Source organism: Nonomuraea sp. NPDC049421 (assembly GCF_040677005.1).
Classification (GTDB): Bacteria; Actinomycetota; Actinomycetes; order Streptosporangiales; family Streptosporangiaceae; genus Nonomuraea; species Nonomuraea salmonea.
In genome coordinates, this window is the sequence record NZ_JBFAQA010000027.1 from 60,477 (window position 1) to 83,241 (window position 22,765).

A 22,765-nucleotide genomic window follows, 5' to 3' on the forward strand; every position below is an offset into this window, starting at 1 on the left:
GTGCTGACATTGTCAACACGGGAGGTCGTGAGAGAGTGACGGCATGATCGACGGCACCAGGTCCCGGCTGATAGAGAGCGCGCTGACGTTGCTGCGCGAGGAAGGGCTCGACGCCGTGACGCTGCGCGCGGTCGGCGAAATGGCCGGTCTGTCGCGCATGGCCCCCTACCGCCACTTCGCCGACAAGACCGCGCTGCTCGCGGCGCTCGCCGCCCGCGTCATGTCCGACATCACCCAGCACATCGCCACCGCCGTGCTGTCGCAGGGCACCCAGGAGGAGCGGCTGCGTGCCTTCTACCGCAGCTACATCGACTACGCCGTACGCCACCACGAGGAATACCGGCTGGTCTTCTCCTCGGTCTTCGTCGCCGGGCGGCACCCCGAGATCGAGCAGGGCATCGACGAGATCATGACCGCGCTCAGCGTGGACGACGGCACCGGCGGCCCGCGCGAGAAGGCCGCGGTCGCGGCCGTGCTGGCCAGCGCCCACGGCATCGCCGAGCTGGTCACCGTGGGTGATCTCGCCCACAAAGGGATCAGCACCGACGACATCATCGACGTCATCGTCACCCGCGCCACCCGCCCCTGAGGCCGGGGTACGTCCGGCCGCACAGAGGGGTGTGGCCAGACCCACTCCTGGGCCCACCTGGGCGAAAGTCCCTCCGGCCGGGTGCACAGTGGAAGCACGACGGCACCGAAGGAGTGGAGAGCGGGCATGCGATGGTTGACCGGCGCCTGGGCGGGATTCGCGCGGGCGTGCGCCGTCCTGGGGGTGAGCCTGCTCGTCCCGGCCCTGTGGGCGGTGGCGGTGGCGCTGGGGCTGTGGTGGGGCGGCGGCATGTGGGTCGCGGGCCCGTTCTGGGCGGCGTTCCTGACGGTCGCGCTGTCGCGCAGGATATGCGGGTGGTTCAGGAGTCTGATCGCACGATGGACCGGCGTCGAGATCCCCGGCGGCTACCGCGAGGCGGCCCCGGTGACCCGCCTGTCCACCGGCTACTGGTGGAACGGCCACTCCTACGAGCGCAACCGCCGCGACGCCGAGCGCGACCAGCGGTGGCGGACCTGGGCGCGCGACCCCGCGACCTGGCGTGACCTGCGCTTCGTCGCGATGGTCCCCTTCACCGCCGGCCTGGCCGCCGCCGTGCCGCCCGCCGCGCTGGTGGCGGCGGTCGCCTGGCTCCTCCAGCCGTCGCCGCTGCCGCGCGCCGCGGGCGTGCTCGCCGCCGTCGTGGCCGTCGCGACCTCTCCGTACGCCTGGCGCGCCGCCCCACCCGTCGCCGCCCGCTTCCTGCGGCCCTCGCCCGCCATGGTGCTGGCCGGCCGCGTCGAGGAGCTGACCGCCCAGCGCGCGGACACCACGGTCGCGCAGGCCGCCGAGATCCGCCGCATCGAGCGCGACCTGCACGACGGGGCCCAGGCCCGCCTGGTCGCGCTCGGCATCTCCCTGGCCACCGTGGAGAAGCTCATGGAGACCGACCCCGACCGCGCCAGGGCGCTGCTGCGCGAGGCGCGGGCCGGTGCCGCCTCGTCGCTGACCGAGCTGCGCGAGCTGGTCCAGGGCATCAACCCGCCGGTGCTGAGCGAGCGCGGGCTCGTGGACGCCGTACGCGCCCTCGCCCTGGACAGCCCGCTCGAAGCGTCCGTCAACGCGGAGGGGCGGGTGCGACTGGACCCGCCGATCGAGTCGGCCGTCTACTTCGGCATCGCCGAGCTGCTCACCAACGCCGCCAAGCACGCCCGCGCCACCCACGCCCGCATCTCCATCGCCCGCGCCGACACCGACCTGGTCGTCGAGGTCGAGGACGACGGCAGGGGAGGAGCGGCCCCGCGCGCCGGCGGCGGCCTCGACGGGCTGCGCCGCCGCCTGGCCGTCTTCGACGGCGCCCTGGAGGTCACCAGCCCGGCGGGCGGCCCGACCCGTGCCAGGATGGTGGTCCCATGCGCATAGTCGTCGCCGAGGACCTCTACCTGCTGCGCGAGGGGATGGTCCGGCTCATCGAGGCGTTCGGGCACGAGGTGGTGGCCACCGCGACCACCGGCCCCGAGACGCTCGACGCGCTGCTGACGTGGCGGCCCGACGTGTCCGTCGTGGACGTGCGCATGCCGCCGTCACAGTCAGACGAAGGGCTCAAAGCGGCCGTCGCGGCCCGCCGCGAGGTGCCCGGCCTGCCGGTGCTGATCCTCTCCCAGCACGTCGAGCAGCTGTACGCGCGCGAGCTGCTGGCCGACGGCTCCGGGGGGGTCGGCTACCTGCTCAAGGAGAGCGTGTTCGACGCCGACCAGTTCGTGGACGCCCTGGAACGGGTCGCGGCCGGCGGCACGGCGATGGACCCCGCCGTCATCGGCAAGCTGCTGTCCAGCGGCGCGTCCACCCGCCGCCTCGGCGGCCTCACCGGGCGCGAGCTCGACGTGCTCGCCCTGATGGCGGAAGGGCTGTCCAACCAGGCCATCGGACGGCGGCTGTTCCTCAGCGAGAGCGCGATCAGCAAGTACACGACGTCGATGTTCGGCAAACTCGGCCTGACCGACGACGACGACACCAACCGCCGCGTCCTGGCCGTCCTGACCTACCTGAACGACTCCTAGCCGATCATCTGGCATACCTCCGACATACCTCCGGCATACCTGCCCTCCCTACGGTCGTGGCCGTGGTGCCGCACGCCACGCATCCGTACTGGGAGGACATTCATGCGATTCGCCCGCTTATCCGCCGTCGTCGCCGCGATGCTCATCGTCGCCGGCACGGCGAGCCAGGCGACGGCCACGTCCGCACGCGAGACGATGGCCGCGCCAGATCTCCAGCTCCCCTTCCCCTGCGGCCAGAAGTGGCAGCTGAACACCTGGGGCCACGCCCCCGCGCTGGACATGGTCAAGGAGCCTGACCAGAACGGCACTCTGGGCGCGACACTGATCGCCCCCGCCGCCGGGACGGTGAAGCAGTCGTACCGGCACGAGAACGCCGGCAACATGATCCAGATCGATCACGGCGGTCGCTACTTCACCACCTACATCCACCTGCAGTCGCGTGCCGCCGAGGTCGGCGACCGGGTGGAGCGCGGAACTGTGATCGGCAAGGTCGGCGAGGACGGCGCGACCGCCAACGGCCACCCGCACCTGCACTTCGAGCTCGGCTACGACGCCAACGGCGACGGACGGGCCTCCTGGGGCACCGAGAACTCCGAGCGGGTCAGACCGACCTTCAACGGCGTCACCTACGGGCAGGCGGACGGCCGCGAATGGAACAACGTCACCAGCCACAACTGCTCGGCCACGTCCCCTGAGGGGACCGCGAAGATCTATGGGGCGCTGCCGGACGGGCGGCTCACCTACACGACGATCGATGCGGAGTCGGGTAAGCGGACGCATGGGGCGGTGGTCTCGGCCGCGAGTCTCGGTTTCACCCCGAAGGCGATCGCGACGTTGAACTTCAACACGCTTCTGGTGACCAAGCCCGGCAACGACGGCGAGCTGTATCGGGTGGACATCCGGACGAACAACGAAGAGCTGATCTTCGAGACGCCGGTGCGGCTCGGCACCGGCTGGACGCATGACCTGCTGGCCTACGACGGCAAGAGTCATCTTTTCGGGATCGCGGCCGGCACGTTGCGCCGCTACACGCTCACCGCAGCCAAGCCGGCCATCAGTGACATCACCGGGAACACGCTCATCGGTACGGGGTTCACGCTCAAGACGCTGACGACGACGGGGCCCGACTGGATCCTGGGGACCACCACGAACGGGCTGCTGCTGTCGTACAAGATCAAGGGCAGGGACGACTGGGACCGGCACCAGCTCCGTGACAGCACCTGGCAGAACTTCGACGCCCTCCTGTCACCCGGCGCAGGCGTCTACTACGGCCACAACCCGGCAGGAGCGCTCTACCGCTACCACGACGGCGACCCCTACGACGGCAAGGGCGACGACCTGAGCGGTCACGGCACCGTCGACGCCACCGGCTGGGCCCAGACGCTGCTCTCCGCGCAGCCCGGCACCGTCACCTGAGTCAGGGACCTGGCGGCAGGTCCCTGACGTAGAGCAGGGCGTCGCTGCCGGTCAGGTCGGCCGGGGTGAGCGGGAGGTAGCCGTACCAGGGGGAGTCGCGGGGGACGAGGCCGGTGGCGTCCAGTTCCCGGCCCGCGATCAGGAAGCGGTCTCCTGGCATCGCGTGGAGCACGCCTTCGACGGTGTCAGGGGGAGGGGCGCCGACGCCCTCGTGGTGGATGGTGCCGACGGCGGTGGCGACGAAGGCGTACGCATCGCCGAGCCGGCGCGCGACCTGCGCGCCGGCGCTCCACCAGTCCACCCGAAGCTCGCCCAGCATGACCGTGCTGCGCTGCCGCTGCAGGTGGCGGTTGTGGGCGTGGACGAGGGTGGGGCCGCGGTCGGCGAGGGCGAGCAGGTTGGCGGCCATCATCGCGTCGCGCAGGCCCATCATCGCGTTGACCCGGCCGGGCGCGGCGCCGGCCATCTGAGCGTGGTAGCGCAGCAGGCCGGTGGCGGTGCGGGCGTACAGGCGGGCTCGTTCCCACGCGTCGCGCCCGCCCGCCGCCACGAGCCCCGGCGCGTGGACGTCGAGCAGGCAGGCCAGGTCGTCGGCCAGCAGTCGCAGCTCGTTCGCCGCGTCCGACCGGCCGATCGACCGCGACGGATCGAAGATCGCCTGCTCGTCCGTCCACCGCTCGTCGGGGCCGAGCAGGCGGTCGAGCGTCTCCGGCAGGACGCCGGTGTCCGCGTGGGCGCCGAGGTAGGCGTGCAGGGCGGTGAGCGCCTGCCGGGGGCTCGCCGCGTGGGTCATCTCCATGGGCGCGTCGAAGCCCGCGAAGCGCACGCGGTCGGCGGCCGGACGGCCCCTGTTGTACGCCCGCAGCCACCGCACCAGCTCGCGGTTGCCAGCCGCCGCCCCCGCCCCATGGCTGAAACCGCCCGCCATCACCGCGGACAGGTTCCCGGCGCCCGAGGTGACGTGGTCGTCCACCACCAGCCCCTTCACGCAGTCGCTCTCGATCGCGACGCACCGGTAGCCCTCCTGCTCGACGAGCCGCCTGACCAGCTCGTTGCGCAGGCCGAGCAGGGTCTCGTCGCCGTGGGTCGGCTCGCCGAGCGCGAGCAGCCGCGGCCGGGCGGGCAGCAGCCGCAGGAGACCGTCGTACGGGGAGTTCGTCATACCTTCGACGGTATCGTTGAACTCTCTGTTGAGACTTCTACACCGAGATGGCGTCCAGCGCGTACGCCCAGAGCCGGTCGGCCGCCTCCGGGTCCACCGCCCACGACGCCACGCCCGCCATGACGCCGGGCCCGCCCCGCACCACCTCGGCCTCCTGGTTGTCGGAGGAGAAGAACCGGCCGGTCACGCCCGCCACCAGCGGCGACCCGGCCAGCAGCGCCGACGTGGCGGCCCCCTGCTCGGGGGTCTTGAAGTAGTCGGGGGTCAGCAGCCGGCCCGCCTCGTCCATCGCGCCCATCGCCCGCATCGTCGCGGCGTCCACGTGCCGCTGCAGGCCGGTGTGGATGTAGCCGGGTTCGAGGGCGTTGGCGATGAGGCCGTCGTCCGCCCAGCGCCGCGCCGCGCCGACCGCGAGCAGCACGTCGGCCGTCTTCGACTGCGAGTAGGCCGTCCACGGGTCGTACGGGCGCTTCTCGAAGTGCGGGTCGTCGAAGTCGAAGGGCGCTCCCAGCTGCGCGCCCGAGCTGACCATGACCACCCGCGCGTCCCCGGCCTGCCGCAGGTTCGCGTGCAGGGCGGTGACCAGCGCGAAGTGGCCGAGGAAGTTCGTGGCGAGCTGCAGCTCCCAGCCGCGGGCGGTGACCTGGCGGGTGGGCAGCGCCATGATGCCGGCGTTCGCCACGATCGCGTGCAGGGGTCCCGTCCACGAGGCGGCGAAGGCGCGGACGGACCCGAGGTCGCTCAGGTCCAGCCGCCGCTCGCCGGCGGCCGGGTCGCGGGTGGCGACGGTGACGTCGGCCCCGGCACCCCGCAGCGCGCGTACGGTCTCCAGGCCGATGCCGGAGGCCCCGCCGGTCACGATGATCCGGCGGCCGGTCAGATCGACGCCGGCGAGCACCTCGGCGGCGGTGGTCCTGGCGGTGAAAGGGGTGCTGATACGTGTCATGCCCGTCACCCTAGAAAGCCGCGATTGGACGCAGAAGCCTCAATCGTCCAGGATAGTTGCGTGACAGTCCGGCAAGCCGATCCGCTCGAAGACGTGCTCACGCTCGTCGGCACGACCAGCCGCCTGTCCGTCGGGCTGGTGGCCGGCGGCCGGTGGGCGCTCGCATTCGACCCTCCGGACGGGGTCAAGTTCAACGCCGTGCGCCGCGGCCACTGCCTGCTCACCGTGGACGGCGTGCCCGAGCCGATCGAACTGCGCGAGGGCGACTGCTTCCTGCTCGTCCAGCCGCGCGCCTTCACCCTGGCGAGCGGCCCCGGCGTGACGCCCGCCCCTGCCGGGCCGGTGTTCAGGGCGGCGGCCGGCGGCCCGGCCCGCGTCGGCGACGGCGACGACGTCGAGCTGATGAGCGGCCGGTTCCACTTCGGCGAGCGGGCCGGTGAGCTGCTGTTCGACGTGCTGCCGCCGGTGATCCACGTGCCCGGCAGCACCACCGAGGCCACCACCGTGCGCTGGGCGCTCGAGCTCATCGCCGCCGAGCTGCGCGCCTCCCAGCCCGCCGCCACCCTGGTCACCGAGCATCTCGCGCTCGTCATGCTCATCCACCTGCTGCGCCTGCACGTCGCCACCGCGCCGGGCCAGACCTCGGGCTGGCTGGCCGGCCTCGCCGACCCCGTGGTGGCGCCGGCCCTGCGCGCCATGCACGCCGACCCCGCCCACGCCTGGACGGTCGCCGAACTCGCCGGCGTGTGCGCGGTGTCCCGCTCGACGCTGGCCGCCCGGTTCAAGCAGGTCGTCGGCAAGGGGCCGCTGGAATATCTGACCGGCTGGCGCATCGAGCTGGCCGCCGGCCGGCTGCGCGACGGCGAGGCGACCATGGAGGCCATCGCCCGCGAGGTCGGCTACGCCTCGGTCAGCGCCCTCAGCAACGCCTTCAAACGCCTGACCGGCCTGGCGCCGCGCGACTACCGCAACGCCGCCGGCGCCGCCAGCCGCTCCGCCGACGCCGAGCCGGTGGGCGGGGTGTAGACGACGTCACGTGGCGAGACGCGTGACCTCCTGGACCGCAGGAACTCGCGCAGCTGGTCAGGCCGCCTCATACGGTCAGTATGCAAGGCGGCGGGCGAAGCCCTGGTCATTCACCTGGGATGGAAGCCGCGCAGCCGGTCACCGAACCGGCAGCCGTGCTCGACGGCGTAGGAGGGGTCGTCGAGCAGCCGCAGCTGCTCCACGACCCGCTCCAGCCGGGTGACGGCGTCCATGGCGCGGCACAGCAGCGCGTCCACGTCGAGCTCGTCGCGATGCAGTCGGGCCTCCTCCAGCTCCACCCGCAGCGCGGCGACGGGCGTGCGCAGGGCATGACCGGCGTCCGCGCCCAACCGGCACAGCTCGTACGGCAGCGCCATCGTGCACATCTCGGTGACCTCTCCTCGGTTCATCGGCGTTCACCTGTAGGAACGCCTCGGAACCCGCGGAAAGGGCACGCCGGCTGGCCCCGTGCAGACTAGACCTGGCCGGTACCACCCACGCGGCTCGGCTCACCGGCCTGCCACGAGGCGAGCAGGCGGAGGCCGTCGTGCGACGGCGTGCCCGGCTCGGCCGTCAGCGTGATGAGCTGCTGGCCGGGGTCGGTGGTGCAGGCCAGGGCCGACCAGTCGAGCACCAGCCGCCCAGCGATCGGGTGGTCGATGACCTTCCTGCCGACGTCGCGCACCTCGACGTGATGGCCGCCCCACCACCGGCGGAAGTCGTCGTCGCGGACGGACAGCTCGCCCACCAGCGCGGCCAGCCGCGGGTCGGCCGGGTCGCGGGCGGCCTCCATGCGCAGTTGCGCCACGCAGGCCCTGGCGACGTGTTCCCACTCGGGGTAGAGCCGGTGGAAGGCGGGATGGAGGAACACCAGCCGCACGAAGTTCCGCTGCTCCTCAGGGAGCCGCGCGAAGTCGGTGAACAGGGCGGCGGCCATCGCGTTCCAGGCCAGCAGGTCGGTGCGCCGGCCCAGGACCACGGCGGGGGTGGTGACCAGGTCGTCGAGCAGCCGCCGCAGCTGCGGCTGGACCTTCTGTGCGGCTCGCCGGCGCGGGCCCGCCGGCTCCTTGCCCGACAGCTCGTACAGGTAGGACCGCTCGTCGTCGCTGAGCCGCAGCACGCGGGCGATGCCGTCGAGCACGGGCGCCGACGCCTGGCGGCGGCCCTGCTCGATGCGGGTGTAGAAGTCGGTGCTGATCGACGCGAGCAGCGCCACCTCCTCGCGGCGCAGCCCCTTGACCCGCCGCCTGCCGCCGCCGGGCAGCCCGACCTCGGCCGGGCTCAGCTCCATGCGCCTGGCGCGCAGGAAGGCGCCGAGCTCGGTGGGGTGTGTCATGGGACCCAGTCTGCCGCAGGCGGCGCCGTCGTGAGGGGGCCGATTCTGTCCTAGGACAAGCGCTGACCTGGGACACGACTCGCCTCTCCCGCTTCCGTACGGGCTCTGCGAGCCTCGGTGACGAACCACCCCATACCGAGAAGAAGTGCGATGCAGACGAACGTCACCTTCCCCAGCGACGGGCTCGCCCTCGCCGGGATCCTGTTCACCCCCGACGGCCACACCGGCGGCCCCTTGCCCGCCGTCGTCATCGGGCACCCAGGAGGCGGGGTGAAGGAGCAGAGCCCCAGCCTGTACGCCCGGCGCCTGGCCGATGCCGGGTTCGCCGCGCTCGTGTTCGACGCGGCGTACCAGGGCGAGAGCGAGGGCGAGCCGCGCGGCCTGGAGGACCCCTTCCAGCGCGCCGAGGACGTCAAGTCCGCCGTCACCCACCTCACCACCCGCGACGACATCGACCCCGGCCGCATCGGCGCGCTGGGCATCTGCGCCTCCGGTGGCTACGTCCCCTACGCCGCCCAGACCGACCACCGCATCCGCGCCGTGGCCGCCGTCAGCGCCGCGGACCTGGGCCACGCCTTCCGCGAAGGGCTCGGACGCACCCAGGACCCCGCGGTGCTGCCGGCCCTGCTCCAGCAGGCCGGCGCCGCGCGTACGGCGGAGGCGCGCGGCGAGGCCCCCTGGATGGTGCCGTGGATCCCCGAGGACGCCGAGCAGCGCTTCGCCACCGAGACCCGGCAGTTCCGGGAGACCTGGGAGTACTACCGCACGCCGCGCGGCCACCACCCCCGCGCCGTCCAGGGGTGGGTGCTGCGCAGCATCGACAGGATCGCCCAGTACGACTCCTTCGCCATGGCCCACCTGATCTCGCCCCGGCCGCTGCTGATGATCGTCGGGTCGGAGGCGGAGAGCGCGTACATCAGCCGCGAGGCCATGGAGCGGGCCGCCGAGCCCAAGGAGCTGCACGTCATCGACGGCGCCACCCACATCGACCTCTACGACCGGGACGTGTACGTCACCCCCGCCGTCGCCAAGCTCACCGCCTTCTTCGGCGAGCACCTGTGAACACGTGGTTCACTCGGCGGGGCCCTTGCGGACGGTGACGTTGAGGCGGTTCCACGTGTTGATCGCGGCGATCGCCATCACCAGCACGGCCAGCGACTCCTCGTCGTAGAGGTCGGCCGCCGCGTCCCACACGTCGTCCGGCACTCCCTCGGGGTTGTCGGCGATCCGGGTCGCGGCCTCGGCGAGCGCCAGCGCGGCCCGCTCCTCGTCGGAGAAGTATGGCGTGTCCCGCCAGGCGGCCACCGCGTGCAGCTTCCGCTCCGGCACGCCCGCCTCGATCCCCTCCTTGACGTGCATGTCGATGCAGAAGGCGCAGCCGTTGATCTGGCTGATCCGCAGCCGCAGCAGCTCCAGCGTGCTGCGGGGCACCGGTCCGGAGCCGATGTACGCCTCCACGGCGTACATGCCCTTGTATCCCGCGGCGGCGGCTCGACTGACGTCCATGCGCATGATGTGTCTCCTTTACCGATAACCTGGTTACTAGATATCCAGAATTTGACGAACGGCGAAAGCCGCTCAGGACCGGCGCCGCGCGAACCACGCCCGCGTGGCCTCAGGGGTGTCGGGGACGTGACGCTCCACCTTCGCCCTGATGTCGGCCAGCGTCTGGGCGGCCAGCGCCTTGCGGTAGGCCGTCTCGGCCTGCCGCATGGCCTGCGAGACGAAGCACGCCTTGCGATAGTCGACGTCCTCCCGCCCGACCGGGCCCTTGCGCAGCACCTGCTCGCACCGGAACGCCTCGCCCGGCCCCTCGATCGCCGTCACCACGTCGAGGAGCGTGATCCGCTCGAGCGGGCGGGCCAGCCTGAACCCGCCCCGCGGCCCCGGCGTCGAACTGAGGATGCCCGCCCTGGCCAGCGCCTGAAGCTGCTTGTTCAGGTACGCGGGCGGCAGCTCGTAGAACGCCGCCAGCCGCGCCGCGGTCATCGCCTCGTCCGGGTCGAGCCAGGACAGGTTGATGCAGCTGTGCATGGCCCACTCGACGCCCTCGCTCATCCGCATATCTGGATATTAAACGTCCAGAATGGGGATCCGCAAACGCGGCACGCCGGGTCTCATGACGTCGGGGCCAGCCAGAGGCCCACGAGGGCGTCGATGAGGCCGGTCGCCGCGTCGTGCCAGCTCGCCCGCGGGGTTGCCGCGCCCAGTGCGAGCGCGCGTTCGCGGTCGGCGCAGGTGTGCAGGATGAGCTGGCGCATCATCTCGCCGCGCTCGGCCCGCACGGCGGTGGGCAACTCGGGCAGGCACTGGTGGAAGCCGTCGACGGCCAGGCGCAGCGACGGCGACGTGCGGTTCTCCTCCTGGAGGAGCACGCACAGCGCGGGGTCGGTGCCGACCTGGGCGAGGAAGCGGGCGTACCAGGTGGGGGAGCCCAGCTCGGCGAGGTGCTCGGTGACCGGGCGCACCATGCACGAGACCCAGGCGCGTACGTCGCCCGACCCCTCGGCGGCGCTCACCATGCGGGCCCGGCGGGCCTCGATCGGCTCGGCGTGCCTGCGGACGATCGCGCGGACGAGATCGGCCTTCGCGCCGAAGTGGTAGCCCACGGCGGCCGTGTTGCCCTGCCCTGCCGCCTCGCTGATGCGCCGGTTGGAGGCCGCGCACACCCCGTCTTCGGCGAACAGCCGCTCGGCCGCCGTCAGGATCTGCTCGCGGGTCACGCCGACGCGCTCGGCCCGGATGGTCCTCGTCATCTTCATCACCGCACCGGAACTGCTTGCCTGCCCTGCGCCGACGTCCGCCGCCATGATCTCAGCCGGCGCCGGGCATCGCCAAACCCGGAGGCGCAACAAGTCGGAAACATCCGTACTGGTAATTTTAACTCAAGCGCTTGAATTAAACCTGTTGCCCCGCGCTGCCGTCCCACCGAGAGGCCCCCGCATGACCAACCCGTCCGCCCGCGCCGCCCACGCGGCCGGCCCGTCGCGGGCGTCCACGTTCGTCGTGGTGCTCGCCTTCAGCGGGATCGCGGTGTCGCTGATGCAGACGCTGGTGATCCCGCTGGTGCCCGAGCTGCCCGCGCTGCTCGGGGCGTCGGCCGCCGACGCCGCCTGGGCGGTCACCGCGACGCTGCTCGCCAGCGCCGCCGCGACGCCGGTGATGGGACGGCTCGGCGACATGTACGGCAAGCGGCGCGTGCTGCTGGTCAGCATGTTCATGCTGATCGCCGGCTCGGTCATGTGCGGGCTCAGCGACTCGCTGACCCCCATGATCATCGGACGGGCGCTGCAGGGCCTCGCGGCCGGCGTCATCCCGCTCGGCATCAGCATCATGCGCGACGAGCTGCCGCCCGAGCGGCTCGGCTCGGCCATCGCGTCCATGAGCGCCTCGCTCGGCGTCGGCGGCGCGCTCGGCCTGCCCGCCGCCGCGCTGCTCGCCGAGAACTTCGACTGGCACGTGCTGTTCTGGACCGCCGCAGGGCTGGGCGCCGTCGCCTTCGTCCTGGTGATCGCGCTCGTGCCGGAATCGGCGGTACGCACCGGCGGCCACTTCGACCTGATCGGCGCCATCGGGCTGTCGGCCGCCCTGGTCGCCCTGCTGCTGGCCATCTCCAAGGGCGCCGACTGGGGCTGGACCGATCCGCTGACGGTCGGCCTGCTCGTCGGCGCGGTCGTGGTGCTGCTGCTGTGGGGCTGGTGGGAGCTGCGGACCAGGGAGCCCATGGTGGACCTGCGCACCACCGCGCGGCGCCAGGTGCTGCTCACGAACCTGGCCTCCATCATGCTCGGCTTCTCCATGTTCGCGATGTCGCTGGTGCTGCCGCAGCTCCTGCAGCTCCCCGAGGCCACCGGCTACGGGCTCGGCCAGTCGATGCTGGCCGCCGGCCTCGTCATGGCGCCGTCGGGCGTGGTCATGCTGCTGCTCGCGCCGATCGCGGCCCGCGTGTCGGCCGCCCGCGGCCCGAAGCTGACGCTGATGATCGGGGCGATCATCGTGGCGGGCGGCTACGGGCTCAACATCGTGCTGATGTCCGAGGTGTGGCACCTCGTGCTGGTCTCCGTCGTCATCGGGGCCGGCATCGGGTTCGCGTACGCGTCCATGCCCGCCCTCGTCATGGGGGCCGTGCCGGTCACCGAGACGGCCGCCGCCAACAGCCTCAACACGCTCATGCGGGCCATCGGCACCTCCGTATCCAGCGCCGTGGCCGGGGCCATCCTGGCGGGCATGACGATCCGGTTCGGGCCCGCCGAGCTGCCGTCCGACGACGGGTTCCGCGTCGTGCTGGCCATCGGGGGAGGGGCGGCGCTGGTGTCGTTCCTGATCGCGTTCTTCCTGCCGCGCCACGCCAGAGCCGCCGCGCCCGCCCCTGAGCCGCACGCCGTTCCCTCCGCCTTCGCCGAGGCACGCGAGCCCGCCTACGCCCAGGCGCCCGGCGGGGTCGAGATCCGCGGCTTCGTCGGCGGCGACGACGGCGCCCCCATCGGGCAGGCCACGCTCACCCTGATCGACATGCGCGGTAACCAGCTCAGCAGGGCCATGACCCTGCCCGACGGCGCCTACAGCATCTGGGCGCCGGGCGGGGGCACGTACGTGCTGATCGCCTCCGTCGCCCACGGCGACCCGCAGGTGGCGACGCTCGCGGTGGGCTCGCGGCCGCTCGACTTCAACGTGCGGCTGGCCGGATCGAGCCGGCTCGCCGGCACCGTACGCGACCAGGAGGGCAAGCCGATCCCCGGCGCGGTGCTGGCGCTGACCGACACGCGCGGCGAGGTGGTCGCCACGAGCACGACCGACGCGGACGGCGCGTACTCCTTCTCCGGCGTCGCCCCCGGCGCCTACACGCTGGCCGTCAGCGCCGGATCGCACCGCCCCGCCGCCGTCCCCACCGAGGTCACCGCCACCGGCAGGACCCGCTGCGACGTCGAGCTGCGGCCGGGCACCAGGATCCGCGGCACCGTACGGGTGCGCGACGGGGTCCCGCTGACCGACGCCCGCGTGACGCTGCTCGACGCGGCGGGGAACGTCGTCGGCACCACGATCACCGGAGACGACGGCGCGTACGCCTTCGCCGACCTGACCGGCGGCCAGTACACCGTCATCGCCACCGGCTACCCGCCCGTCGCCGACACCGTCACCGTGAACGGCGCCGACGAGGAGGGCCGCGACCTGTGGCTCGCGCACGAGGAATAGGCAAGAGGAATGAGCACTCGCCCGGCACGTTCGGGCTCATGAGGACAGAGCACTCGCCCGGCGCGCCCGGGCGGGGCGGACGACCGCTCGCCGTCGGCGAGCGGGGAGAGCGGGAACACCATGGACACCACCTGGGAGCAGCAGGCTCCCACCGCACGGCCCATCCAACGGCGGGGCGTACATGCCCGGGTCCGCACCAGGGACGGCTGGGCCGTGCAGCACGCGATCGTCACCCTGACCGACCCGGCGGGCCGGCAGGCGGCACGGGCCGAGGCGGACGCGCACGGCGCCGTCGCGACCGATCCGCTCGCGCCCGGCACCTACACGGCGGTCGTCACGGCGGCCGGCTTCGACCCGGCCGCGCAGACCGCCATCGTGACCGGCTCGGGCCTGGCCGACCTGGGCGACGTGGTGCTGACCAGGCAGGGCGGGCGTGACCTGCCCCCGCCCGGCGTCTGGACGCTCGACCCCGCCCACTGCACGATCGGCGCCTCGGCCCAGCACCTCGGGTTCAGCCGGGTGCACGGGAGGTTCAGGCAGTTCGCCGGGCGGATCGAGATCGGGACGACCCCGGAGGCGTCGTCGGTCGCCGCCGACATCGCGGCCGCCTCGATCGACACGGGCAACACCACCAGGGACGACCACCTGCGCTCCGCGGACTTCCTGGGCGTGGCGACGTACCCGATGATCTCCTATCGCGGCTCCGGGCTGACCGCGGCCGGCACCGACCGGTGGATCGTGCACGGCATGCTCAGCCTGGCCGGCACGCAGCGGCCGGTCGATCTCGACCTGACCTACCTCGGCACCGGGCGGGACCCGTGGGACGGGCTGCGGGCGTCGTTCCACGCCGAGACCGAGCTGCGGCGCGAGGACTTCGCGATGACCTACAACCAGATCGTGCGGGCCGGGGTGCAGCTGATCGGCGCGACGGTGAAGGTGGAGCTGGACATCCAGGCCGTACGCGGTGAGTCGGTGCCCTTCACCGCCACGGAACGGTGACCGTCTCGGGGAAGATCGTGGCCGCCGCGTCCGCCACGATGAGGAACCCGGCGATCCAGACGATCCAGCTCAGCGTGGCGCGCGAGCCGGACGCCAGCTTCGCCCGCCACGTATCGAACCGCCCGCGCGTCCGCTCGCCCAGAGCGAGCCAGGCCGGCCAGAGCAACAGGCCGGGCAGGACCATGATGAGCACGTACGCGCCGAGCAGCGCCATCCACTGAGCCACGGCGAGCCCGGCGGAGGTCATGATGCCGATGGCGGCGAAGTACGGCACGGCGGTGGCGAACTCGAACAACCACGTGCCGAGCCCCAGCACCAGCATCGCCCCCACGGTGAACGAGCGGGCCTCGGGCGCGGCGCCCTGCTGCGGGATGCGGTAGCTCGCCACGATCAGCGCCACGCCCAGCACGATCTCGCCCCAGGCCAGCGCGGTGCCGTCGATGACCGGCACGACCACGCCGAGACCGAGCATGAGCAGCGCCCCCAGCGCGAAGTACGCGACCGCGACCGCGCCTAAGTAGGTGCCGAGCAGCGCCGTCGTCCTCCTCGGGCCGGCCAGCAGCACGTACAGGCTCACCCCGATGACGCTCGGGCTGAGCATGTCGAGCAGGGCGAGCCCGAGCACCGTACCGATGATCTCGATGGACATGAGTTCCCCTTTGGTAGCACACCCGTGTCAGCTAAGGTAACACGAGTGTGTTACCATGGGCGAGTGCCCAGACTCGTCGATCATGAGCAGCGGCGGGCGGAGATCGGCGCGGCCGCGATCCGGGTGATCCTGCGCGAGGGCCTGGCCGGCGTGACCGTCCGCGGTGTCGCCGCCGAGGCCGGCTGGTCCACCGGGTCCCTGCGCCACTACTTCGCCAACCAGCACGAGCTGCAGTCCTACGTCGCAGGCGCCACCTCCGACGCCCTGCGCGCCCGCCTCCTGCCCCGCGTCATGCGCCCCCGCACGGTGAGCTCCGTCGTCGAGGGCATCATCTCGCTGACGGAGGAGCTGCTCCCGCTCGACGACGAGCGGCGCGAGGAATACGCGCTGTGGCAGGCCGTCATCGAGTGGGAACGCGGCCACCCGCCGAAGGACGGCTCCCAGACCTGGAACGACCAGCGGGCCCTGCACCGCCAGTGCATCGCGCAGCTACGCGGCCACGAGCCCGACCGCGACCCCGGCGCGGCGCTCCGCCCACACCCCGACCCGCAGGTCGAGCTGTGGGCGGCGGTGCTGCACACGTTCGTGGACGGGCTGGCCGCGCAGCTCGTCAACACCCCTGACCGGCTCTCCGGCGACGACGCCAGGCGGCTGCTGCGCGCCCTGCTGGAGGCCGTGCCGGGGTTCACCGATCCCGCCGTCCGTCCCTGATCGGACAGGTACAGCGCCGGGTGGGTTGGGCAGGTCGAGTTCGGCGTGGTTCAGGTGAGGTTGAGGTGGGCCAGCTCCCGGCGTGACCGGATGCCGAGCTTGCGGTAGGCCCGATAAAGGTGATGCTCGATCGTGCGCGGGCTGAGGAACAGGTGTGCAGCGATCTCCCTGCTGGTGCTCCCGTCCCTGGCCAGACGCACTACCTGGAGCTCCTGGGGCGTGAGCCGCTCCAGCGGGTCGGCGGCCGCCGGCTGGGCTGCCGGCACGGACTCTCCCGTCGCCTTCAGCTCCGCCTCCGCCCGCGCCCGCCACGGCGCGGCCCGCAACCGCTCGAAGGTCTGCAGCGCCGCCCGCAGCGGGGGGCGGGCGTCGGTGCGACGCCGGGTCCGGCGCAGCCACTCCCCGTACACCAGCTCGGTACGTGCCTGCTCGAAAGGCCGGTTCGCGCGCCGGTGCGCCGCCAGGGCACGCAGATAGTCGTCCTCGTCGTCACTCAGCAGTGCGTGGCAGCGGGCACTGACCGCCTCGGCCCATGGCTGGTTCCCGGCGCGTGCCCAGGCTTCCAGGCGGCGCAGGGGCTCCTGGGCCTGTTCGGGCCGGCCCAGCCGCACGGCCGCCTCGACCTGCTCGGCTCCGGCTGTGACCAGCGTGGTCAGGTGACGCAGCGGTCCTCGAGCCGCGGCCTCGAGCCGCTCCAGCACCCGGTCGTAGCGTCCGTACCCCAGGTCGAGCAGGCAGAGTGCGGCGAGGCCTGTCATGCCTCCGGCGTCCGGCTGGTCGCCGGCGAGCCGGACGCAGCGTTGCTCGTCGCCCTCGATCGCCGCCACTCTGGCCAGCACCGAGTGCAACCGCGGCACGCGCTGGTGCATCCCGGTGTGGCGCGCCAGCTCGACGGCCTCCGCGACGCACGCCTCGGCGTCACGGTGCCTGCCGGCCTGCACATGCACTCCGGTCAGATCCTGAAGCACCTGCGGCAGCGCCCCCACCAGGCTCTGCCGGCGCAACCGCGCCACCTCGGCGCCGGCCAGGGCGGCGGCCGCGTCGTCGTCGGCCATGACCATCGCGCAGAAGGCGGCCCACCGGATGGTGGCGCCCTCCAGCAGGCTGCCCGGCGCCTGGCCGGTGACGTCGGGCAGGGTGTGCGCGACGAATCGTGCCAGCAGCGGCAGGCCGCGCGCGTAGTCGTCGTCGACCAGGTGCGCCAGGCCCTGGATCATCGGGTCCTGTGTGCCCATGGCCGTCAGCCGTGCGGCCGCGCCCCGGATCACCTCCGCCTCGCCGCAGATCCAGGCGTACCCGGCCGCCGTGCGCAGCATGGGCACGGCGCTCACCGGGTCGGCAGGTGGGCACCGTTCCATCAGGAGCCGGGCGGCCGACCGGCCCTTTCCCCGCTCGAACTCCACCGCCGCTCGTACCTCGGTCAGCGTGGCGAGCGACGTGGGATCGTCCAGCAAGTCCTCGGCCTGGCCGACGAGGGTGGCGGCGTGGTCGGCGTGGCCGGACGACAGCGCAAGCGCCGCCGCCTGACCCAGCCGGGCGGCCCGGTCGCGCGGGCGAGGGGTGTAGGTCGCGGCCTGTTCCCACAGCCCGGCGGCGGCGGCGAAGGCGGCCCGGCCGCGAGCCCGTTCGCCGGCGCGCGTCAAGGCCACCGCCAGGTCCTCGTCAGGTGACGTCGTCGCCGCGGCCCGATGCCGGAGCCTGCAGTCATCGTCGGTGGCCGTGTCCGCCAGTGCCCGGTGCACGGCGATCCGCCGCGCCAGCGGCGCGGCCTGGTAGGCGGCGGTGCGGATCAGGGGATGGCGGAAGGCGATGGCAGCGGCACTCACCTCGACCAGTCCGGCCTTCTCGGCCTCCTCCAGGTCCTCCGGTCCGACTCCTAGCGCGTCCGCGGCGCTCAGCAGCATCGGCAGGTCGCCTCGGCCCTCGGCGGCGATCATAAGCATCATGAGACGGGTCTTGTCGGGCAGCAGGGCGATGCGTGAGCGGAAGGACGCGAGCACCCGGTCGGCGATCGGGATCGGGCCGGCCGCCGCGTGGTAGCGCCTCCGTTCGGAGGAGAACTCGATCAGCGCCAGCGGGTTCCCCTCGGATTCGGCGATCACCTGCTCCTGTGCCGCGGGGGTCAGGCCCCGGTGGGCCAGGACCCGTTCCGCGTCCTCCTGCGACAGCCGCGACGGACGGATCTCGGGCAGACCGGCGGCGGCGAACCCCTCCTCTCGCGCGGCGAACAGCAGCGCCACCTTCTCCTCCGTCAGACGGCGGGCGGCGAACAGCAGTGCTTCGGCGGTGGCGGGGTCGAGCCAGTGCGCGTCGTCGACCAGGCAGAGCAGCGGCTCGTCGTCGGCCAGATGGGCCAGCAGGGTCATCACGGCCAGCCCGGACAGGAACCTGTCCCGCGCGCCCGAGCCGCCCGAGCCGAGCACCGCCCGCAAGGCGGCCGCCTGTGCCGGGGGCAGGGCATCGAGGTGTTCCTGGACCGGCCAGAGCAGTTGGACGAGCCCGGCGAAGGCGAGATCCGCCTCCGCCTCGATGCCGGTGACCCGCAGGACGCGCACTCCGATGCCGGTGCAGTGCTCAGCGGCCCAGTCGAGCAACGCCGATTTGCCGATGCCGGGCTCGCCGCGCAGGACGAGGCCGCCGCTCCGGCCGGTACGCGCGGCGTTCACGAGGTCTTGGATCGCGGCCTGCTCGCTCGCCCTGCCGTACAGCAACCGACCAAGCCTTTCGTACGGGGATACGGATGGCCGTACCTTCCGGGATACGTACGCGATCCCAGTAGTCCGGTACCGAAACCTTACCGATTCGGCCCGTAAAAGCCCGTTCATACCCTCGTGGCAATGAAGACGATCTCGTGACGAGGAGGGTGATCGTGAACGAGCTTTTCACGCCCGTGACCATCGGCGAGCTGGATCTTTCCAACCGCCTGGTCATGGCGCCCATGACGCGGAACAGGGCACGGGGCGGGCTCGTCGGTGCACTGACCGCCGAGTACTACGCGCAGCGCGCCGCCGCCGGCCTGATCATCACCGAGGGCACCCAGCCATGCGTGATCGGCCAGGGCTACATCGACACCCCCGGACTGCACACGCCGGAGCAGGTGAGGGCCTGGCGGCAGGTCACGGAAGCGGTGCACCGGCGAGGCGGCCGTATCGCGGTCCAGATCATGCACTCCGGGCGGATCGGCCATCCGTGTCTGTACCCCGGAGGAGAGCTTCCCCTCGCTCCGTCGGCGATCTGCTCCGGAGAGCGGCTCTACACCCCCGAAGGGCTGCTGGATCATCCGACGCCGCGGGAGATGACGCTGGCCGACATCGACCAGGCCATTGAGGATTTCGCCACCGCGGCCCGGCTGGCGATGGAGGCCGGCTTCGACGCGGTCGAACTGCACGGCGCCAGCGGCTATCTGATCCACCAGTTCCTGTCGGACAACACCAACCGGCGCACCGACGCCTACGGCGGTTCGGTGGCAGGACGGCTCAGGTTCGCCGTGGAGGTCGTGCAGGCCGTCACCGACGTGATCGGGCCTGGCCGCACCGGCATCCGGATCTCCCCCGGCATCTCCTACAACGGCATGAAGGAGAGCGACACGGAGATCCTCTACACGGAGCTGGCCCGCGCGCTGGCACCGTACGACCTGGCGTACGTGCACGTCTCGGAGAACGACACACGCGACGTGACCAAGCTCATCCGCGCCGAGTGGGAGGGCCCGCTCGTCCTCAACCCGCACCCGTGGAGCGGCGAGAAGCCGGCGAACCCCGAGGACGGGATCGAGGCACTGCGCTCCGGCCTGGCCGACGCGATCTCCTTCGGCCGGCTGTGGCTGGCCAACCCCGACCTGCCCACCAGGATCGCGGCGGGCGGACCGTACACCGAAGCCGACCCGAGGACCTTTTACGGCGGCGACCACCGCGGCTACACCGACTACCCGGTGCTGTCCGCGAGCGGGGAGGACTGATGAGCAGCTCATCCCCCGCCTCCTTCATGCACGGTGGAGCGCCCGATCGGCTCGGAACTCCGGACCGCGGGGTTCCGGCGGCCTGGCTGGCGCTGCTGGCGGGACCGCTCTCCTTCGGGATCGCCGGGCCCAGCCTCATCCTGCCGGACGCCGCCCGCGACCTCGGACTGACTCTGGGCGCCGTGACCTGGATCGTCACCGCCTTCGGCTGGGCCATCGCGATCGGCACCCCTTTGATGGCGGGCTTGCAGAGCCACCAGGGCGTACGCCGGGCCCTGCTCACCTGTGCCGCGCTGGTCGCCCTGGGCGCGGTGCTCGTGGTGAGCCTGCCCTCACTGCCGTCGCTCGTGCTCGGCAGCGCGGCTCAAGGGCTCGGCACCGCCGGGTTCACCACGATCGCCATGAGCCTCACCCGCTCGGCGCGCTCCATGGGACTCGTCACGGCCTCGCTGGCGACGGTCGGTTCCGCCGCGCCGCTGATCGCCGACCTGGCCGGGGAGCTGCTGTCCTGGCAGGCGGGCCTGGCCCTGCCCGCGCTGAGCGTGCTCGCCGTTCCCGGCGTGCTGCGCCACCGACCCGCCGGGCCGGCGCCGGACGCGCCCTTCGACCCGGTGGGTGCGGTGCTGCTGACGGTGTTGGTCACCGCGCTGGTGTTCGTGCCTCACTCATGGCCGGTCGCGGGGACGGCCGCCGTGGCCGCCGGTGGGCTGCTGGCGCTGCACCTACGGTCCAGGCGCGATGGATTCGTGCCCGCCTCGATCGTCCGCGCTCCGGTGTTCCTCCTGGTGTCCGGCCTGGCGTTCCTGCTGGCCGCGACCAACTTCGGCATGATCTATCTGCTGCCCGCCCTGCTCGCCGGACCGGCGGACTGGACCAGCGGCCAGGTGGGAGCCGCCATCCTGTGGCCGCTGATGTTCGGCGGGTTGGCCTCCTACGGGATGATCGCCGCCACCGCGAAGGCGCCGGTGAAGGCCGTTGCCTGGCTCTTCCCCGGGCTGGCGGCGGCAGGCGTGGGGCTGGCGTGCCTCAGCCTCTCGCCGGCCGCCCTCCTCATAGGCCAGGCGCTTACCTCCCTCGCCGCCGCCTCCGGACAAGGGGCGTTCGCGGCACGCGCCGCCGCCGCGGTGCCCGACGGCGCCAGATCGACGGCGATGGGCCAGTTCAACCTCTGCTACCTGCTCGGCGCCGCATTCGGCCCCGCCATCGCCGCCGCGCTCGTTGGCTGACCTCGGCGGCCCGGCCCTCGGAGTGTGGCGGAACAAGAACGTCGACCAAGCCTGTTCGCCCAGCTCACCGGTACGCCGGCAACGGGACCACCGTCACCGACGACGAGGGCCACCGATTCCATCTGGGGCAACGCCGGCTTGAGCGCGTCGAGGCAGGCAGCGCCCCGGCTGCTTTTCTACGGCCGGGGCGCTGCTCGCGGGGTGGGCAATCGGCGACCCGCCGTCCCGTCCCCACCGATCCGGTCGAACCTCAGCCCGAACCCGGTCCAGCATGAGGCCGGATCGTCGGGCCTGAGTGGCACAGTGGGTCCGACCGGACGAGACGAGGAGAGATCATGGGCATCGGCGTCAGCCAGGTCTCGCTGTACGTACGCGACCAGTTCCCCGGCGACGAGGCTTTCGAGAAGCTCACGAACGCACCGAACTTCCTGCGCTTCGTCGTCGAGACCCCCGCGTAGGCGGCCATGCGGTCCCCGAGCCATTTACACGACCTCCTGGTCGACACGCTCTTCACCGAAGGGCTCGATGACGAGGGCGACCTGTGGACGCTGGGCTTCAGCGCCATGTGGATCACGGGCGCCGACGTCGAGTCCGTCGCCCGGTCGTTCCGCCTCGACCCGGTCACCCGGGCGCCGTGCCACCTCCGCGAGATCCTCGATCACGCCATCGATGACGGATCTCAGTGGGTGGCCGAGGTCGGCGACTGGGTCGGCGTCATCCCCGCCCACGGCGACGGCGAGTCCCTGCGCACCCGCACGTACGGTGCCCGGCAGGCAATCGGCCTCACCATGGACATCAACCACAAGGCGACCGTCGACTACGCCCGCGATGGCCGCCTGATTACGTCCTTCGACCCGCTCGCGCTGGACTGCCGCCGGTTCGGGGACGACCCGTACGCGCTCGACCACCTGATGGACGGGCTGCGCTTCACGATCACCGACGACGACGTCAGAGGCGACGACCGCGTGGAGGACCCGGAGAGCATCACCTCGGCCCTGACCCTGATCGGCCGCGTCACGGGCACCGACATCGCCGCCGACTGGATCCTGGCGCGCCACTCCCGCATGAGGCCGGATCGTCGGAGCTGAGTGGCACAGTGGGTCCGACCGGACGAGACGAGGAGAGATCATGGGCATCGGCGTCAGCCAGGTCTCGCTGTACGTACGCGACCAGCAGAAGGCGGTCGACTTCTGGAGCCGGAAGGTGGGCTTCACGGTCACCAGGGACATGGCCTATGGCGAGAACCGCTGGATAGAGGTCCAGCCTCCCGGCGGCGGCACCCGCCTGGCCCTCCTGAAGGCCGACCCGCAGTGGCCGGAGACACCTGCCGGCCCCGGTTACGTGCTGTTCGAGGCCGACGACATCGAGGCGGAGTACGAGCGGCTCAACGCGGCCGGGGTCCCCTTCACCCGTCCGCCCAAGCAGGAGCACTGGGGCTGGTCGGCCACTTTCGTCGACGACGAGGGCCACGAGTTCCACCTCGGCCAGCGGTAAAGCGTCCAGGGGACGTCACCCCGCGCATCTGCGACCATTGATCTGGCGCTGGGCTGAGTGGAAGGT

Annotated in this window: 23 protein-coding genes and 1 pseudogene; 15 read left to right on the top strand and 9 right to left on the bottom strand. The window is 72.3% G+C overall.

What is annotated here, in order from left to right:
* Positions 1 to 43 precede the first annotated feature (43 nt).
* The 4 genes from AB0K18_RS36420 to AB0K18_RS36435 all read left to right on the top strand — a co-directional run bounded on the left by AB0K18_RS36420 (position 44) and on the right by AB0K18_RS36435 (position 4,002).
* On the top strand, positions 44 to 589 hold the full coding sequence (locus AB0K18_RS36420; RefSeq protein ID WP_364923910.1) for a TetR/AcrR family transcriptional regulator: 546 nt from the start codon (positions 44 to 46) through the stop codon (positions 587 to 589).
* Positions 590 to 715: 126 nt separating this feature from the next.
* Positions 716 to 1,948 carry a histidine kinase gene (locus tag AB0K18_RS36425; protein ID WP_364923913.1) on the top strand — a complete coding sequence of 411 codons (1,233 nt, stop codon included), beginning with the start codon at positions 716 to 718 and terminating at the stop codon, positions 1,946 to 1,948.
* The gene (locus AB0K18_RS36430) at positions 1,939 to 2,586 is read left to right on the top strand and encodes a response regulator transcription factor (RefSeq protein ID WP_345404590.1); all 648 of its coding nucleotides are present in this window, start codon (positions 1,939 to 1,941) and stop codon (positions 2,584 to 2,586) included. The genes AB0K18_RS36425 and AB0K18_RS36430 overlap by 10 nt, the downstream gene beginning before the upstream one ends.
* Before the next feature lie 102 nt (positions 2,587 to 2,688).
* Positions 2,689 to 4,002, top strand: coding sequence for a M23 family metallopeptidase (locus AB0K18_RS36435; RefSeq protein WP_364923917.1), 1,314 nt, complete (start codon positions 2,689 to 2,691; stop codon positions 4,000 to 4,002).
* A gap of 1 nt (position 4,003) precedes the next feature.
* Here the strand turns inward: AB0K18_RS36435 and AB0K18_RS36440 are convergent, their stop codons facing one another.
* Complete coding sequence (locus AB0K18_RS36440) at positions 4,004 to 5,164, bottom strand: erythromycin esterase family protein (protein WP_364923919.1); 1,161 nt, start codon at positions 5,162 to 5,164, stop codon at positions 4,004 to 4,006.
* 37 nt (positions 5,165 to 5,201) lie between these two features.
* A complete protein-coding gene (locus AB0K18_RS36445) occupies positions 5,202 to 6,110 on the bottom strand; it encodes an SDR family NAD(P)-dependent oxidoreductase (RefSeq protein WP_364923921.1) in 909 nt (302 codons plus the stop codon).
* 60 nt (positions 6,111 to 6,170) lie between these two features.
* Here AB0K18_RS36445 and AB0K18_RS36450 point away from each other — a divergent pair, with 60 nt between their 5' ends.
* Complete coding sequence (locus AB0K18_RS36450) at positions 6,171 to 7,136, top strand: AraC family transcriptional regulator (RefSeq protein ID WP_364923924.1); 966 nt, start codon at positions 6,171 to 6,173, stop codon at positions 7,134 to 7,136.
* Positions 7,137 to 7,246: 110 nt separating this feature from the next.
* On the opposite strand, the gene AB0K18_RS36455 is transcribed toward AB0K18_RS36450, so the two are convergent.
* Both AB0K18_RS36455 and AB0K18_RS36460 read right to left on the bottom strand, forming a co-directional pair.
* Positions 7,247 to 7,546 carry a hypothetical protein gene (locus AB0K18_RS36455; protein ID WP_364923927.1) on the bottom strand — a complete coding sequence of 100 codons (300 nt, stop codon included), beginning with the start codon at positions 7,544 to 7,546 and terminating at the stop codon, positions 7,247 to 7,249.
* A 65-nt stretch (positions 7,547 to 7,611) separates the two neighbouring features.
* The gene (locus AB0K18_RS36460) at positions 7,612 to 8,472 is read right to left on the bottom strand and encodes a helix-turn-helix domain-containing protein (RefSeq protein WP_364923930.1); all 861 of its coding nucleotides are present in this window, start codon (positions 8,470 to 8,472) and stop codon (positions 7,612 to 7,614) included.
* Positions 8,473 to 8,622: 150 nt separating this feature from the next.
* Between AB0K18_RS36460 and AB0K18_RS36465 the strand changes: the two genes are divergently transcribed.
* Complete coding sequence (locus AB0K18_RS36465) at positions 8,623 to 9,534, top strand: alpha/beta hydrolase (protein ID WP_364923933.1); 912 nt, start codon at positions 8,623 to 8,625, stop codon at positions 9,532 to 9,534.
* Positions 9,535 to 9,543: 9 nt separating this feature from the next.
* Here AB0K18_RS36465 and AB0K18_RS36470 read toward each other — a convergent pair whose 3' ends face one another.
* The 3 genes from AB0K18_RS36470 to AB0K18_RS36480 all read right to left on the bottom strand — a co-directional run bounded on the left by AB0K18_RS36470 (position 9,544) and on the right by AB0K18_RS36480 (position 11,234).
* Positions 9,544 to 9,984: a carboxymuconolactone decarboxylase family protein gene (locus tag AB0K18_RS36470; RefSeq protein WP_364923936.1), complete on the bottom strand. Its 441-nt coding sequence runs from the start codon at positions 9,982 to 9,984 to the stop codon at positions 9,544 to 9,546.
* A 66-nt stretch (positions 9,985 to 10,050) separates the two neighbouring features.
* Positions 10,051 to 10,536 carry an Rrf2 family transcriptional regulator gene (locus AB0K18_RS36475; RefSeq protein WP_364923939.1) on the bottom strand — a complete coding sequence of 162 codons (486 nt, stop codon included), beginning with the start codon at positions 10,534 to 10,536 and terminating at the stop codon, positions 10,051 to 10,053.
* 53 nt (positions 10,537 to 10,589) lie between these two features.
* Complete coding sequence (locus AB0K18_RS36480) at positions 10,590 to 11,234, bottom strand: TetR family transcriptional regulator (RefSeq protein WP_364923941.1); 645 nt, start codon at positions 11,232 to 11,234, stop codon at positions 10,590 to 10,592.
* 181 nt (positions 11,235 to 11,415) lie between these two features.
* On the opposite strand from AB0K18_RS36480, the pseudogene AB0K18_RS36485 reads away from it, so the two are divergent.
* The 3 genes and pseudogenes from AB0K18_RS36485 to AB0K18_RS36495 form a co-directional block, all read left to right on the top strand.
* Positions 11,416 to 12,843, top strand: a pseudogene (locus AB0K18_RS36485) (MFS transporter); the annotation flags it as partial.
* A 168-nt stretch (positions 12,844 to 13,011) separates the two neighbouring features.
* Positions 13,012 to 13,665 carry a carboxypeptidase-like regulatory domain-containing protein gene (locus AB0K18_RS36490; RefSeq protein WP_364924162.1) on the top strand — a complete coding sequence of 218 codons (654 nt, stop codon included), beginning with the start codon at positions 13,012 to 13,014 and terminating at the stop codon, positions 13,663 to 13,665.
* A gap of 120 nt (positions 13,666 to 13,785) precedes the next feature.
* Positions 13,786 to 14,664 carry a YceI family protein gene (locus tag AB0K18_RS36495; RefSeq protein WP_364923943.1) on the top strand — a complete coding sequence of 293 codons (879 nt, stop codon included), beginning with the start codon at positions 13,786 to 13,788 and terminating at the stop codon, positions 14,662 to 14,664.
* Here AB0K18_RS36495 and AB0K18_RS36500 read toward each other — a convergent pair.
* On the bottom strand, positions 14,645 to 15,313 hold the full coding sequence (locus tag AB0K18_RS36500; RefSeq protein WP_364923946.1) for a GAP family protein: 669 nt from the start codon (positions 15,311 to 15,313) through the stop codon (positions 14,645 to 14,647). The two genes, AB0K18_RS36495 and AB0K18_RS36500, sit on opposite strands and share 20 nt — an antisense overlap.
* A gap of 63 nt (positions 15,314 to 15,376) precedes the next feature.
* Here AB0K18_RS36500 and AB0K18_RS36505 point away from each other — a divergent pair, with 63 nt between their 5' ends.
* Positions 15,377 to 16,024 carry a TetR family transcriptional regulator C-terminal domain-containing protein gene (locus AB0K18_RS36505; protein WP_364923949.1) on the top strand — a complete coding sequence of 216 codons (648 nt, stop codon included), beginning with the start codon at positions 15,377 to 15,379 and terminating at the stop codon, positions 16,022 to 16,024.
* 50 nt (positions 16,025 to 16,074) lie between these two features.
* Here the strand turns inward: AB0K18_RS36505 and AB0K18_RS36510 are convergent, their stop codons facing one another.
* On the bottom strand, positions 16,075 to 18,735 hold the full coding sequence (locus AB0K18_RS36510) for an AAA family ATPase (RefSeq protein WP_364923952.1): 2,661 nt from the start codon (positions 18,733 to 18,735) through the stop codon (positions 16,075 to 16,077).
* A 158-nt stretch (positions 18,736 to 18,893) separates the two neighbouring features.
* On the opposite strand from AB0K18_RS36510, the gene AB0K18_RS36515 reads away from it, so the two are divergent.
* The 5 genes from AB0K18_RS36515 to AB0K18_RS36535 all read left to right on the top strand — a co-directional run bounded on the left by AB0K18_RS36515 (position 18,894) and on the right by AB0K18_RS36535 (position 22,699).
* Entirely contained in the window at positions 18,894 to 19,979 is a 1,086-nt protein-coding gene (locus tag AB0K18_RS36515; RefSeq protein WP_364923955.1) for an alkene reductase, read from the top strand.
* Entirely contained in the window at positions 19,979 to 21,205 is a 1,227-nt protein-coding gene (locus AB0K18_RS36520) for an MFS transporter (RefSeq protein ID WP_364923957.1), read from the top strand. Before AB0K18_RS36515 ends, AB0K18_RS36520 begins: the two co-directional genes overlap by 1 nt.
* A gap of 335 nt (positions 21,206 to 21,540) precedes the next feature.
* On the top strand, positions 21,541 to 21,663 hold the full coding sequence (locus AB0K18_RS36525) for a hypothetical protein (RefSeq protein WP_364923960.1): 123 nt from the start codon (positions 21,541 to 21,543) through the stop codon (positions 21,661 to 21,663).
* Positions 21,664 to 21,669: 6 nt separating this feature from the next.
* The gene (locus tag AB0K18_RS36530; protein WP_364923962.1) at positions 21,670 to 22,293 is read left to right on the top strand and encodes a DUF6461 domain-containing protein; all 624 of its coding nucleotides are present in this window, start codon (positions 21,670 to 21,672) and stop codon (positions 22,291 to 22,293) included.
* 40 nt (positions 22,294 to 22,333) lie between these two features.
* Complete coding sequence (locus AB0K18_RS36535; RefSeq protein WP_364923965.1) at positions 22,334 to 22,699, top strand: VOC family protein; 366 nt, start codon at positions 22,334 to 22,336, stop codon at positions 22,697 to 22,699.
* Positions 22,700 to 22,765: the final 66 nt, after the last annotated feature.